Below are 15,151 nucleotides of genomic sequence, written 5' to 3' on the forward strand. Positions count from 1 at the left end.
GTCAAAGGAAGGAAGGGGAAGTCTTGGGGCCGCGGGCCCCAAACCCCATTACTCGACAGTGCTGCTCTCGATCTTCCCGGCTAACCACTGTAATCCCGCGAGATGCTGCTGGTCATGGCTGCACAGATAATGCACCAGCCCGCGCAGGGTCGTGACGCCGTAATCTTCGAAGTCGCACGTCCGGCGCCACTGTTCGGCCGAAACCGTGGCCAGCAGAACCAGGGTCTCCTCGCGCGCCTGGCGGATGTCATCCAGCACATCAGGGGCGAACGACTCGGAATAACTGCGCAGAACCTTCAGCCGGTCGCCATCGACGCCCGGCAGAAAGGGACGATCCTCTTTCAAGGTTCGCACAAACCGAACATGATACCCGTCGATCTCAATGTCGCGGATGTGACAGAGCTGCTCCAGCGCCGAATAGGGCTCACTTGGGCAGCCGGTCCAGGATGAGGGTGTCCAGAGCTCGAAACCATCCGGAATGGCGCGGTAATGCGCTTCCAACTGGTCCGGAAACCCGGCCAGGGCATCGAGCGTGGCAGAATCCATCAGTCCCTCAGCAATTCATTGATGCCGGTCTTGGACCGGGTCTGGGCGTCGACCCGCTTGACGATGACGGCGCAGTACAGCGACGGCCCACCCTTCGGATCGGGATAGGATCCCGGCACGACCACCGAATAGGCCGGCACGCGGCCGCGGAAGACCTCACCCGTAGCGCGGTCGACAATGCGCGTCGAGGCCGAGAGATAGACCCCCATCGACAGGACCGAACCCTGCTCGACCACCACGCCTTCGGCCACTTCCGAACGTGCGCCGATGAAGCAGTCGTCCTCGATGATGGTCGGATTGGCCTGCAGCGGCTCCAGCACGCCGCCGATGCCGACGCCGCCCGACAGGTGGACGTTCTTGCCGATCTGGGCGCAGGAACCCACCGTCGACCAGCCGTCGACCATGGTGCCTTCATCGACATAGGCGCCGATATTGACGAAGGACGGCATCAGCACGACGTTCTTGGCGACATAGGCGCCCTGACGTACGATGGCGCCCGGCACGGCGCGGAACCCGGCCTTCTGGAAGTCCTCGGCGCCCCACTTGGCGAACTTGTTCGGCACCTTGTCCCAGTAGGGCCCCAGCGGCGCCTGCTCGAACAGGCCGCGGCCGGTATGCATCAGCTCATTGGCGTTCAGACGGAAGGACAGCAGCACCGCCTTCTTCAGCCACTGGTTGGTGTGCCACTCGCCATCGACCTTGTCCGCGACGCGGAAACGGCCGCTGTCCAGCAGTTCGAGCGCGCCGACCACGGCGTCTCGGTACAGACCGCGATAATCCGGGTTCAAGGTGTCGCGGACCTCCCAGGCGGCTTCGATATCATCCTTGAAGGCGGCGAGGTCGGACATGAGGAGGCTCCAGACTAGAGATTTCGCCTGTCCCTTAATGCCCTAGCTCTCGCGTTGCAACACGTAGTTTACGCGAAATGGGATCGCAGGAAGTTCTTGAGATTCAGGCCGCGGAAATCGACCCAGGCATCGCCATTGCCCTGCGCCTTCGGGCCGACCAGGATGGTCTTCATGCCGAGATCGAAAGCCGTCTTCAGGTTCTTCGGGCTGTCCTCGAAGAAGGCGGCGGTCTTCGGGTTGACGATATGCGCTTTCATCATCAGCTCGAAGGTCGACAGGTTCGGCTTGGGGACATAGTTGGCGTGTTCGAGGTGAAAAACACCGTCGAACAGGTCGGTCATCTCCAGCTTCGCCAGGATCCGAACGGCGTGAAAGTCGTCGCCATTGGTAAAGACGATGCGGCGGCCTTTCATGCCGGCCAGCAGGGCGTTCAGCTCCGGATCGGGCTTGAGACCGTCCAAAGACACGTCGTGGACCTCATCCAGGAAGCGGCGCGGCTCGACGCCATGGTGGGCCATCAACCCGGCCAAGGTGGTGCCATGCTCGAACAGATAGGACTTCTGCAAATCATAGGCTTCGGGCTGGGACAGGCCGGTTTCGCGCGCCACGAAGGCGGTCATCTTGCCCTCGATCAGGGCCATGACCTCGGCCTCATGCGGATAAAGGGTCTGGTCGAGATCGAAGATCCAGGTGTCGACGTGGGCAAGAGCGGTGGGGAGGGGCAAGTTTTCAGTCCGTCTGGCAGGCAATCCAACGGTTTCCCGGGGAAGTCTGATCAGGCTATCAGAAGCCGCAGGCGCTCACAAGGCGGCAGGTTCACGTCAGGCTTTAACAGCGCCGTCAAGCTGCCGGCGCATATCGGCTGGCGGCATCGTCTTTTGTCTCTTCGGTTTAACCTGTGGTGGTATTATTTTATCGTATCCTTGTTATATATCCGTTTGAATTGAAAGCACTTCGGCAGGGTGGTCAAGCGGTGGTGATCGTGTACATTGTTACCGTATTCTTAAGGCTATTTTAAAATCCGGGGCAGCCATGCGCAGCTACACATCGATCGATACCTCTGGCCTCCTGTCGGGGACGAGCCTGGCGACCACGCCTGCCGCCGACAGCCAATGGCAGGAGATCGAGACCAGCGCTCCGGTCGCCAGAGCAGCGGTGACGGAGTATGTACCCGCCGATGCGGCGACCACTGCGGCGCCGGCAGAGGCTCCAGCGGCGATCGTGGGCGCGCTGACCTCGCCTTCCAACTACCAGGCCGGGCTGGTTCTCAATCAGTCGGTCGTGGCCTTGGGGGCGTTTTCCTACACCAACGGGATGTTTTATATCGCCGCCGTCCGCACCTTCGCCGGCAATTTTACCATGGCCGACGCCTACGCGGCCAATGGGGCGTTGCTGACCTATCAACAAAATCAAATTCTGGGGATTATGCTCAACAATGCCTATGGCGGCGACTGGAGCAATAACTTCAATCTGCCGAACCTGATCGGCAGAACCGTCACCGGCTCGGACGGCTATTACGGGTGGCAATACGGCTCGGCGTCCATGGGGACGCTGTACAAGCTCGACAACTATGTATCGCAGGGTGCCCCGCGTCTGCAGGCGGACAATTATGAACCGTCCCTGGTCATGCATTATGGCATCAATGTTGCCGGTCTTGATCCGTCGCAGGAAAACTTTCCCGCCACCGCTGAAGTCACAGGCGCGGTGCGCCCCTTCGCCGGCTTCGCCCTGCCGGACGGGTGGATGAAATGTTATGGCCAGGTCCTGAATATCGCTGACTATGCGGCTCTGTATGCGGTGCTTGGCACCCGGTACGGCGGCAACGGTGTCACCACCTTTGCGCTGCCCGACCTGCGGGGCCGTACCGTGGTCGGTGCCGGAAACGGCGTCGCGGTGGGCACGGTCATGGGATCTTCCAACGTGGTCATCACCAACGCCAACCTGCCAGTGGCCATGGGCGGCGGTGGCGAAGGTTTCGACAACCGGCAGCCGTCGCTGGCGCTGCAATATCTGATTGCCGTCCATGGCGACTTTCCGGTGCGCAACGGCGTTGCGCTTGGCGAATACCTGGCGCTGGGCGAAATCGTCGCCTTCGCGGGAAATTCCGTACCAAGCGGCTTTCTGCCGTGCGACGGCCGCCTCCTGCCGATTGCGCAAAATACGGCGCTGTTCTCGATTCTGGGCACGACCTATGGCGGTAATGGGACGACCAACTTTGCGTTGCCGAACCTGGTCGGGCGAAACATCGTCGGGGCAGGCACAGGTTTCAACGTGGGTCAGTTGGTCGGAAGCAACACCACGACCCTCGCCTTGTCGGACATACCCGGGCTCAATTTTTCCGGCTTTTACAACGACAATGCCCTGTACGGCGGTGACAATAACGACACCATCAACGGTTGGGAGGGGCAGGACGCCCTGACCGGCAACAACGGCAATGACAGCCTCATTGGCAGCGCAGGCCATGACACCCTGGATGGCGGCCTCGGAGACGACACCCTGACCGGGGGCGAAGGGGATGACGTCTTCATCATCGATACGGTCTCGGATTTGATTCAGGAAGCCGCCGGTGAAGGCAACGATACGGTTCGTACGTCGTTGACCTGGACGCTGCAGAACGATGTCGAAAACCTGGTCCTGACCGGAAGCGCTTCTGTCAACGGTACGGGCAACGCAGCGAACAATGCCCTGACCGGCAACAGCGGCAACAATGTCCTGGAGGGCGGTACCGGCAACGACACGCTGGACGGCGGCGGCGGTACCGATACGCTGAAAGGCGGCGAAGGCGACGATGTCTTTGTCGTCGACACGGCGTCGGACGTCCTGGAAGACAGCGGCGGCAACGACACCATCCGTTCGTCGCTGACCTGGGTGCTGCAAAACGGTTATGAGAACCTGGTCCTGACTGGAAGCGGGCACATCAACGGCACCGGTACGGCCCTGAACAACACACTTACCGGCAACCTCGGCAATAATGTGCTGGACGGCGGCGCGGGCAACGACACCCTGAGCGGCGGCGCCGGCGACGACACCTATTACGTCGATGCGGCCGGCGACCAGGTTATCGAAGCCTCGGGGGCGGGACGCGACAGCGTCATCGCCTCCGTGACCTATTCCCTGGCGGGGCAATCCGCCGAAAACCTGACCCTGACCGGCAGCGCTCATCTGAATGCCACCGGCAACGATCTCGACAACGCCCTGACCGGCAACAGCGGCAACAATGTCTTGGACGGCGGCGCGGGCAACGACGTGCTGACCGGCGGCGCCGGTAACGACACGATGACCGGCGGGGCCGGCGACGATACCTTTTATGTCGATGCCGCCGGCGACAAGGTGATCGAGGCGTCGGGCCAGGGGCGCGACACGGTCATCGCCGGCGTCAGCTTTTCGCTGGCCGGCCAGGTCATCGAAAACCTGATCCTGACGGGTACCGGCCATCTCAACGGCACCGGCAATGGCGTCGGCAACGCCCTGACCGGCAATAGCGGCAACAATGTGCTGGACGGTGGCCTGGGCTCGGACAGCCTGGACGGCGGCGCCGGTAACGACACGCTGAAGGGTGGCGCCGGTGACGACACCTTCGTGGTCGACAGCCTTGCGGACGTGGTCGAAGAAGCCGACGGCGGCGGAATCGACACGATCCAGTCTTCGCTGAGCTGGACCCTGGGCGCCGCTTTCGAAAACCTGACACTGACCGGAACGGCCAATATCAGCGGCACGGGCAACGACCTGAACAATGTCATCTCAGGCAACGGCGGCGCCAATACGCTGAGCGGCGGGGCGGGCGACGATACCTACTATGTCGACAATATCGGCGACAAGGTTCTGGAACAGTCCGGCAAGGGCAAGGACCTGATCTATGCCTCGGTCAGCTACTCGCTGGCCGGGCAGGTGGTGGAAAACCTGATCCTGACCGGCGGGGCCAATATCAACGCCACCGGCAATTCGCTCGGCAACAGCCTGACCGGCAACAGCGGCGGCAATGTTCTGGATGGCGGCGCCGGCGCGGACACCCTGGCCGGAGGGCTGGGCGACGACACCTATGTCGTCGACAACACCGGCGACAAGGTCATCGAGGCGTCGGGCGAAGGCAATGACCTGATCCTGTCGTCGGTCACCTACAGCCTGAACGGACGGACGGTAGAAGCCCTGACCCTGACCGGGACGGCCCATATTGACGCCACCGGTAACTCCCTGGCCAACAGCCTGTTCGGCAATGGCGGCAACAATGTGCTGGACGGCGGCGCCGGCAATGACAGCCTGGACGGCGGGGTGGGCAACGACACCCTGCGCGGCGGCAGCGGCAACGACACCTTCGTTATCGACAGCGCGCTGGACGTGATCGAGGACAGCGGCGGCGTCGAGCTGGTGCGGGCGTCGTTCAGCTACGGCCTGGCAGCGGGACTGGAAAACCTGGTTCTGACCGGAACGGCCGCGATCATTGGCACCGGCAACGCGCTCAACAACAGCCTGACCGGTAATTCGGCTGGCAATATCCTGGATGGCGGCGCCGGCAATGACACCCTGGCCGGCGGGCTGGGCGACGACACCTATTATGTCGACTCCACCGGGGACAAGGTAATCGAGGCTGCCGGCGAAGGCCGCGACGAGGTCCGGGCCTCGGTCAGCTATTCGCTGGCGGGTCAGGTGATCGAGGCGTTGGTGCTGACCGGCGCGGCGAACCTGTCGGGTACCGGCAACGGCGTTAACAACCTGATAGTAGGTAACGACGGCCATAATGTGCTGGACGGCGGCGCCGGCAACGACACCCTGCAAGGCGGCGCCGGCGACGACACCTATTACGTCCAGTCGTCCGGCGATGTCATCATCGACACGTCAGGTTTCAATCGCGTCTTCGCGTCGGTAAGCCACAGCTTGACCGCAGGCTTCACCGGACAGCTTACCCTGACCGGGACGTCCGATATCAACGCCACGGGCAGCGAGGTGAGCAATATACTGACCGGCAATACCGGCAATAACCGGCTGGATGGCGGCGGCGGCGTCGACATCATGGAAGGTGGCGGTGGCAACGATACCTTTGTCGTTAACTCCGTCAATGACACCATCACGGGCGGCGGCGATGGCGGCGACCTCATCGAAGCCGCGGTGTCCTTCAGCCTCAGCCCGGCTTACCTGGCCGCCCTGCGTTTAATCGGAGCGGGCAATATCGACGCCACCGGGAACCATTTCGACAATGCTCTCACCGGCAATGCCGGCAATAACCGCCTGGACGGTGGCGCCGGCAACGACACCCTGGAAGGCGGGGCAGGCGCGGACAGCTTCTATGTCGATTCAGCTTTCGACCAGATCGTCGACGGAAGTCCGGACGACCAGATATTCGCCTCCGTGTCCTGGACGCTGCAAGGCGGCAGCGCCTTCGCCCTGCATCTGACGGGTTCCGGCGATCTCTCCGCCACCGGGAATGGTCTCGCCAACCTGCTTACCGGCAATGCCGGCAACAATGTGCTGGATGGTGGTTTGGGGCCCGATACCCTGATGGGTGGAGACGGCAACGACACCTATCATGTCGATCCCTGGGAGGATGTTGTCAGCGACAGTTACGGCGACAATCTGATCCTGGCTTCGGGCACGATCAGCCTCGGCAACGACTTTGCCGGCGGCGTGACGCTCCAGGAGGGTGGATATTACAACGCCACGGGCAACGCCTGGAACAACTACCTGACGGGCAACACCGGCAACAATCTGCTGGACGGTGGCATGGGCGAGGATACCCTGGCCGGCGGGGGCGGCAGCGACACCTATTTTATCGACTCAGCTTTTGACATCATTGTGGGCGGTGATGGGGATGACCATGTCTTCGCCGCCGTCAGCTACAGCCTGGAGCCGGACTCCATTGGTAATCTGACCCTGATCGGATGGGACGGCCTTTCGGCGACCGGTAACGGTTCCAACAACACGTTGAACGGCAACCTCGGCAATAACCTCCTCAACGGCAAGGGCGGGGACGATCTCCTGACCGGTGGTCTGGGCGCGGACACCTTCCAGTTCGAGCTGGACTGGGGCTGGAACACCATTACAGATCTCCACGGCTTCGAAAACGACATGATCGATGTCAGCGCCATTACCCACGGTACGGTGGCGACGGATGCCGTGTTGCAGAACGGAGGCGACATCAACATCCAGCTCGGCGCCACGACGATCATCGTCTTGAACGCTTCGGTCGGCGACGTGCTGGCGCACATGATCTGGTAAGCGTCCCGGGAAGGGCGGCGCTTTACCCTGCCTTGATCAGCGTACCGGCGCCGTGTTCGGTGAACAATTCGACCAGCATGGCGTGGGGACGGCGGCCGTCCAGGATGACCACGGCTTCGACGCCCGATTCCACCGCGGCAATCGCGGTTTCCAGCTTGGGGATCATTCCGCCCGACGCCACGCCGCTTTCGATCAGCCCGCGCGCTTCTGTGACGGTCAGCTGACGGATCAGTTCCTTGTTCTCGTCCAGCACGCCGATAATGTCGGTCAGCAACAGCATGCGCTTGGCATTCAGCTTGCCCGCCACGGCGCCGGCCACCGTGTCGGCGTTGATGTTGAAGGTCTGGCCCTCGTCCGACACGCCGATCGGGGCGATCACCGGAACATAGTCATGGTTGGGATCGCCGATCAGGGTGCGGATCAGCTTGTCGTCGACCACCTTGGGCTCACCGACATAGCCGAGATCGACGATCTGTTCGATCATCGACTCGGGGTCCTTCCGGGTCCGGGTGGCCTTTTCGACCAGCAGCAGGCCGGCGTCCTTACCCGACAGGCCGACGCCGCGGACATCGGCTTCCTGGCCGGCGCGGGTGATCCAACTGGCGATTTCCTTGTTGACCGCGCCCGACAGCACCATTTCGGCGATTTCCATGGTGGCGTTATCGGTCACGCGCAGGCCGTCGACGAAGGTCGATTTGACCCCGGCGCGGCCCAGCATGGCCGAAATCTGCGGACCGCCGCCATGGACCACGATCGGATGGATGCCCAGCAGCTTCAGCAGGACGATATCCGAGGCGAACAGTTTCGCGGTCGCTTCCTCACCCATGGCGTGGCCGCCGTATTTCACGACGACGATTTCGCGGTCATAGATCTGAATGAAGGGAAGGGCTTCGGCCAGGGTTTTGGCGGTGGCCCAGCCCTTTTCCTCTTCTTCGGTGTAGGTGGCGTCGGAAGTTATCTTGGTCATGGCGCGCGCCATAGCTGAGAAGTTTTACGCTGTCATCACAGAATAATACAAAAGCCATAGTTTCGGACCTGGCTTGACCCGGTCCTGCGCCGGGACTAGCCTTATCCTACCGCAATCGACCGCTGGAGGGTGCCATGCCCGTTGTGTCCGATTATACCGCGTTGTTATCCGGAGATTCCTGGAACGGCCTGGAGCAGAGCAGCGCCCCGGCCATCGTCACCTTCAGCTTTGCCGCCGTCGCCCTGCCCACAGACCTGTCGGTCATGGGACCTGACGCCTATGCCACCTTCCTGGCGCTCAGCAACGCCCAGCGCGATCAGGCCCGCGCCGCCATGCAGGAATGGGCGGCCGCCTGCGGTGTCACCGCCGTCGAGGTCGCGGCCGGCAATTCCGACATCACCTTCTCGTCCTACGATTTCTCGGCCTCGCCCTATAACGGCCGTGACGGTGTCGGCTTTTATCCCTTCGGCGACTGGAACTATTACAGCTATCCGCATTTTTTCGACGGCGGCTTCGATGTCGCCGGCCATGTCCTGCTGAACACGGATTCGACCAGCGGCGGCCTGTTCAACTACGGCCTGCTGTTGCACGAAATCGGCCATGCCCTGGGCTTCAAGCATCCTACCGAGGTCTTCACCAACTACGCCTCGGGCGTCACTCACGACCAGGTCCTGGCCGGCGACAACGGCAGCGACACCATCATGACGCAGCAGCCGGGCGGGCCGCAGCACCTGACGGCGCTGGATATCGCCGCCGCCCAGCACGTTTACGGCACCAATGCCCAGGACGGCAGCCAGTATGCCGCCTGGGCCTACAATGCCGGGACGAACAGCTTCACCTTTACCGCCAAAACGGCCGGCGGGTTCACGCGGGTTTCGGCGGTCGACGACCTGGTCACCGGTTCGGCCAATGGCGACGAGGTTGTCGGGCTGACCGGCAACGATACGTTGAACGGCCTGGGTGGCGCCGACGAAATGTTCGGCGGCAAGGGCAATGACCGGCTGGACGGCGGGACGGGCAATGATACCCTTTACGGCGGCAAGGGGGACGACACGCTTGTGGTCGAGAGTCTGTCGGACTCGACCGTCGAATTTGCCGGCGAAGGGACTGACACAGTCGAAGCCGGCCGCAGCTGGGTGCTGGCGGCGGAGATCGAGAACCTGATCCTGACGGGCAGCGGAAACTCTTACGGCACCGGCAACGGGCTGAACAATGTCCTGACCGGCAATACCGGTGGCAACGCACTGGATGGCGGAACCGGCGCTGATACCATGTCGGGTGGCGCGGGCAACGATTTCTATTATGTCGACACGGCCGGCGACAGGGTCATCGAAAGCAGCGGTCAGGGGACAGACCTGATCTTTTCCAGCATCAGCTACAGCCTGGTCGGCCAGGTGGTCGAGAACCTGATCCTGACGGGCGCCGGTGACATCACGGGCACGGGTAACAGCCTGAGCAATCTCCTGACCGGCAACAACGCGCATAATGTTCTGAACGGCGGGACGGGCAACGATACCCTGTCCGGCCTGATGGGTGACGATACCTTCTATGTCGATGCCGTCGGCGACAAGGTGATCGAACTCAACGGCCAGGGAACGGACACCATCTTCGCCAGCGTCACCTACGACCTGGCCGGGCGCTATGTCGAAACCCTGACCCTGACCGGGACGGCCCATATCAACGCCACCGGCAATTCGTTGGCCAACGCGCTGAACGGCAATGCCGGCAACAATGTGCTGGACGGCGGGGGCGGCAACGATACCCTGAGCGGCGGTCTGGGCAACGACACCTATTATGTCCAGACGGCCGGCGACAAGGTCGTCGAACTGGGCGGGGAGGGGACCGATGTCATCTTTTCGAGCGTCACCTATTCCCTTAGCGGCCGCTATGCCGAGACCCTGACCCTGACGGGTTCGGCCCACATCAACGCGACCGGCAATTCGCTGGCCAACGCCCTGAACGGCAATGACGGCAACAATATCCTCAATGGCAAGGGTGGCGCGGATGTCCTGAGTGGCGGCCTTGGTGCGGATATTTTCCTGTTCGAAACCGGAAGCGGCGCCGACACGATCGGCGATTTTTCCGCCGTCCAGGGCGATACGATCGACGTCCATGCCTATACCGGCGGGACCGCCAATGCCGGCCTTGTCACCCAGAACGGTGGCGATGTCGTGATCACCCTGGGCGGCGGCAACGTCATCATCGTCCAGAGCGCCGTGCGGGCCGATGTGCTGACACACATCGTCTGGTAATGCCCGGTTAACTGTCGGTGGTATTATGCGACTCATCCCCCTGTTTAGAGTCTGGAGATGGGTATGGCGTGGTTCCTGCGCGACGAGTCTGATGGCGCTGTTGCGCTGAACCCGGTGACCGCCGCGCCCCTGGCGACCTTGTCCCTGATGTCGGCGACCCTGACACCGTCAACGTCGGCGACGGCCGCTGACGCCCCCGACGCAACCGAAAGCGCACCCCCCGGCATCAACGCAGGATCGCACGCCGGCCTGTCGGAGGTCATGACCTATACCCGCGACCTGGTCGACGGACGCTACGAATATACCGGCAATCAACTGGTCGATGCCGTCCTGTTCGGGCCGCGGTGGACGGTGACCACCATCACCTTCAGCTTCCCGGCCACCGCAGAATTCTACGAGACGCCCTATTACCAGCCGGGCCACCTGGCCAACCACATCCCGTTCAACGCCGCCCAGCAAACCGCCGCACGCTACGCCTTCTCCCTGCTGGCCAGCTACACCGGCCTGACCTTTACGGAGGTGACCGAAAGCGCCGACACCCACGGCATTATTCGCATGTCCCAGACCAATGACGACGCGACCCTGCCGTCGGCCGAAGGCAACTTCCCGGGCTCGGACGCATCCGACGGTGATATCTGGTTCGGCGACAACAACCAGCCCTTCTACCTGACTCCGGCCATCGGCAACTGGGGCCAGGCCACCATGATGCACGAAATCGGCCACACCATGGGACTGAAGCATGGCCATCAGGACTATACCGGTCTGGATCTGACCAACGGCGGGTATCTCGACGGACCGGGGCCGCATTACGGCACGGCGGCCCTTCCGGCCAACAAGGACGGCTGGGCATGGTCGCTCATGACCTATCGCTCGGCGCCGGGATACACTGCGAATTTCCAGGGCGACCGCTACAACCAGCCGCAAACCTATATGCAGGCCGACATCGCCGCGCTGCAATTCATGTACGGCGCCAACTTCACCACCAACGCGACGGACTCGGTCTATACCTTCAGCGCCACCACGGGTGAGATGTTCATCAACGGCGTCGGCCAGGGCACGCCCGAAATCAATGCCGCCACCGGTATCGGCAAGATCTTCCGGACGATCTGGGACGGCAACGGCATCGACACCTACAACCTGGTCAACTTTGGCGACAACCAGACGATCGACCTGCGTCCGGGCCAGTTCTCGACCTTCAGCCAGGCGCAACTGGGCGACTCACGGCCGCTTACGGCGGGCTTTTCCGCTCAGCCGGGCAATATCGCCAACGCTCTGCTGTACCAGGGTGATGTCCGCTCGCTGATCGAAAACGCCATTGCCGGTTCGGGCAACGACATCCTGATCGGCAACCAGGCCGCCAACGCCCTGACCGGCAATGACGGCAACGATGTCCTGGACGGCGGCGCGGGCGACGATGTGCTGACCGGTGGGGCCGGTGACGACACCTATGGCGTGGACGCCGTGGGCGATGCCGTCGTCGAAATGTCCGGCCAGGGCACCGACCTGGTCGCCGCGACGATCAGCTACACCCTGGGCGAAGAGCTTGAAAACCTGACCCTGACCGGTACGGGTAACATTGACGGCACGGGCAACGGCCTGGCCAACCGCATCACCGGCGGCGCCGGCAGCAATATCCTGAACGGGCTGGACGGCAACGATACCCTGATCGGCAGCTACGACTACCGGACACCGGCCCAGACGATCGACGAGATCAATCTGGCGACCCACAATACCATCGCCACCGCCCTGGCCCTGTCGGGCTTCGGCGTCAACAGCGATCCCGATATCGCCGATGCGACGACGGCGCCGCATGTCACCGTCATAGGCAACGGCGCCGGCGGCACCTACGACATGTACAGCTTCGTGGTCGAGACCGTTGGCGTCGTCGGCACCTTCGACATCGACCTGACAGCGGTTCTGGACAGCTTCATCGAACTCTACGACGCGTCGGGCACACGTCTGGCCTATAATGACGATGCCGCCGTCATCGACAGCGCCGGCGGCAGCTACGCCGCCAACGACTCGCTGCTCAGCTATACATTTGCCGCGGCGGGGACCTACTACATCCGGGTCGGGCGGTTCGTGAACGCCACCACGTCGGCGGTGCTGCTGGCGGGCCACAGTTACACCCTTCAGGTCTCGCTGGCGGGCAATACCCCGCCGCCGCTGCTGGACGGCAACGACACCATGGACGGCGGAGACGGTGAAGATAGCCTGAACGGTGGCCTGGGGAGTGATTGGCTCGACGGCGGCGCCGGGATCGATGCGCTGAATGGCGGCGTCGGCAACGACACCTATGTCGTCGACAGCCCCGACGACGCGGTCACCGAAGCGGCGAACGCAGGCAACGACACCGTTCTCTCGTCGGTTACATGGTCGCTGGCCGGCCGAGAGATCGAGAACCTGACCCTGATAGGTACAAGCGATATCGACGCCACCGGCAATGCCACGTCCAATGTTCTGACCGGCAATGGCGGTCACAACCACCTGGACGGCGGCGACAGCGCGGACAGCCTGGCCGGCGGCGCGGGCAACGACACCTATGTCGTCGGTACCGGCGATCTGGTGACGGAGCTGGACGGTGAAGGCACGGATACCGTCCTGTCGGCGATCACCTGGACCTTGTCGAGCGAGGTCGAGGCCCTGACCCTGACGGGGAACGGCGATGTCGATGGCACCGGCAACGGGCTGGCGAATGCCGTGACCGGCAATGACGGCGCCAATCATCTCAACGGCGGCGATGGTGACGACACTTTGACGGGCGGAGCCGGCTCCGACAGCCTGGCCGGTGGCGGCGGTAACGACAGCTATGTCGTCGAAACCGGCGATGTGGTGACGGAACTGGCCGGTGAGGGCACGGATACGGTCGTGTCGGCGGTGACCTGGACCCTAGCGGACGAGGTCGAGATCCTGACCCTGACGGGCGCCGCTGACATCGACGGCAGCGGCAATACCGGCAACAACCTTCTGACAGGCAATACCGGCGCCAATCGCCTGGATGGCGGCGCCGGCAATGACAGCCTGACCGCCCTGGGGGGCCATGACTGGCTGGAGGGCGGCAGCGGCGCCGACAGTATGGTGGGCGGCCTGGGCGACGACACCTATGTCGTCGACGATGCTGGCGACGTGGTCAGCGAACTCAGCAGCCAAGGCAGCGACACGGTCCGGTCATCGATCACCTTTAGCCTGATCGGCAAGCAGGTCGAGACGCTGGTGCTGACGGGCGTAGCGGCGATCAATGCCACGGGCAACAGCTTCAACAATCTGGTCACGGGCAATGACGCCGGCAATGTGCTCAACGGCAGCACCGGTAGTGATACCCTGGCCGGTATGGGCGGCAACGACTCGCTGATTGGCGGGGTTGGCGCGGACTCCCTGGCCGGCGGCCTGGGTGACGACACCTATGTCGTCGACGATATCGCTGACGCCACCTTCGAGGCTGACGGTGAAGGCACGGACCTGATCCAGACGGCCCTGGGCTGGACCTTAAGCGACCAGATCGAGAACCTCACCCTGACCGGATCGGCCGCGGTCAATGCCACAGGCAACGGTCTGGGCAATGTTCTGACCGGCAATTCCGGCGCCAACCGCCTGGACGGTGGAGCGGGCGCCGACAGCCTGGCCGGCGGCGGCGGGAACGACACCTATGTCGTCGACACGGCAGGCGATGTTATTACGGAGACCTCCGGCGCCGGTACCGACCTGGTGGAGACGGCCCTCAGCCACACCCTGGCGGCCAATGTCGAGAACCTGACCCTGACGGGCGGCGCCGCCATCGACGGCACCGGAAATGGGCTGAACAATGTGCTGACCGGCAATGGCGGCAACAACGTCCTGACCGGCGGGGCGGGCAATGACACTTACTATGTCCAGAACACCGGCGACAATGTCGTCGAACTGGGAAGCGGCGGTACCGACGTCATCTATTCGACGGTAACCTATTCACTGAATGCCCGCTACGCCGAGACCATTATCCTCACGGGTTCGGCCAATACCAACGCCACGGGCAACAGCCTGGCCAACACCCTGACCGGCAATGACGGCGTCAATACGCTGAACGGCAAGGGCGGGGCGGATATCCTGACCGGAGGTCTGGGCGCGGATATCTTCCTGTTCGACATCGGAAGCGGGGCCGACACCGTCATCGACTTCGGCGCGGCACAGAACGATATGATCAATATCCACGCCTATACCGTCGGTACCGCCAATGTCGCCCTGGTCAGCCAGAGCGGCGGCAATGTCGTGATCGCCCTGGGCGGGAGCAACACCATCACATTGCTGAATGCCCTCCAGGCCGACGTCCTGACCCACATGGTGTGGTAACCACG

7 protein-coding genes are annotated in these 15,151 nt (G+C 62.9%); 3 read left to right on the forward strand and 4 right to left on the reverse strand.

Going from position 1 to position 15,151, the window contains the following annotated elements; all coding sequences use genetic code 11:
* Positions 1–48: 48 nt before the first annotated feature.
* The 3 genes from ABAC460_RS34865 to ABAC460_RS34875 all read right to left on the reverse strand — a co-directional run bounded on the left by ABAC460_RS34865 (position 49) and on the right by ABAC460_RS34875 (position 2,119).
* On the reverse strand, positions 49–546 hold the full coding sequence (locus ABAC460_RS34865) for a DinB family protein (protein ID WP_023453319.1): 498 nt from the start codon (positions 544–546) through the stop codon (positions 49–51).
* Positions 546–1,394 (reverse strand): 2,3,4,5-tetrahydropyridine-2,6-dicarboxylate N-succinyltransferase, encoded by an 849-nt coding sequence (dapD, locus tag ABAC460_RS34870; protein WP_023453320.1) that lies wholly within the window; start codon positions 1,392–1,394, stop codon positions 546–548. Before dapD ends, ABAC460_RS34865 begins: the two co-directional genes overlap by 1 nt.
* Before the next feature lie 68 nt (positions 1,395–1,462).
* The gene (locus tag ABAC460_RS34875; RefSeq protein WP_023453321.1) at positions 1,463–2,119 is read right to left on the reverse strand and encodes a pyrimidine 5'-nucleotidase; all 657 of its coding nucleotides are present in this window, start codon (positions 2,117–2,119) and stop codon (positions 1,463–1,465) included.
* A gap of 307 nt (positions 2,120–2,426) precedes the next feature.
* Between ABAC460_RS34875 and ABAC460_RS51130 the strand changes: the two genes are divergently transcribed.
* A complete protein-coding gene (locus ABAC460_RS51130) occupies positions 2,427–7,604 on the forward strand; it encodes a tail fiber protein (RefSeq protein WP_023453322.1) in 5,178 nt (1,725 codons plus the stop codon).
* A 22-nt stretch (positions 7,605–7,626) separates the two neighbouring features.
* On the opposite strand, the gene argB is transcribed toward ABAC460_RS51130, so the two are convergent.
* Positions 7,627–8,571 (reverse strand): acetylglutamate kinase, encoded by a 945-nt coding sequence (argB, locus tag ABAC460_RS34885; protein ID WP_031236717.1) that lies wholly within the window; start codon positions 8,569–8,571, stop codon positions 7,627–7,629.
* Positions 8,572–8,705: 134 nt separating this feature from the next.
* On the opposite strand from argB, the gene ABAC460_RS48950 reads away from it, so the two are divergent.
* Positions 8,706–10,823 (forward strand): hypothetical protein, encoded by a 2,118-nt coding sequence (locus ABAC460_RS48950; protein ID WP_023453324.1) that lies wholly within the window; start codon positions 8,706–8,708, stop codon positions 10,821–10,823.
* Between the two features lie 63 nt (positions 10,824–10,886).
* Entirely contained in the window at positions 10,887–15,146 is a 4,260-nt protein-coding gene (locus ABAC460_RS48255) for a M10 family metallopeptidase C-terminal domain-containing protein (protein ID WP_023453325.1), read from the forward strand.
* The last annotated feature ends 5 nt before the right edge of the window (positions 15,147–15,151 follow it).

The sequence above is a fragment of the Asticcacaulis sp. AC460 genome (assembly GCF_000495795.1).
Classification (GTDB): Bacteria; Pseudomonadota; Alphaproteobacteria; order Caulobacterales; family Caulobacteraceae; genus Asticcacaulis.

What these genes read in the sequence shown, in the direction of transcription:
- ABAC460_RS48255 (WP_023453325.1), top strand. Translation starts at nt 10,887, where the DNA reads ATGGCGTGGTTCCTGCGCGACGAGTCTGATGGCGCTGTTGCGCTGAAC.
- ABAC460_RS48950 (WP_023453324.1), top strand. Translation starts at nt 8,706, where the DNA reads ATGCCCGTTGTGTCCGATTATACCGCGTTGTTATCCGGAGATTCCTGG.
- ABAC460_RS51130 (WP_023453322.1), top strand. Translation starts at nt 2,427, where the DNA reads ATGCGCAGCTACACATCGATCGATACCTCTGGCCTCCTGTCGGGGACG.
- dapD (WP_023453320.1), bottom strand. Translation starts at nt 1,394, where the DNA reads ATGTCCGACCTCGCCGCCTTCAAGGATGATATCGAAGCCGCCTGGGAG.
- argB (WP_031236717.1), bottom strand. Translation starts at nt 8,571, where the DNA reads ATGACCAAGATAACTTCCGACGCCACCTACACCGAAGAAGAGGAAAAG.
- ABAC460_RS34865 (WP_023453319.1), bottom strand. Translation starts at nt 546, where the DNA reads ATGGATTCTGCCACGCTCGATGCCCTGGCCGGGTTTCCGGACCAGTTG.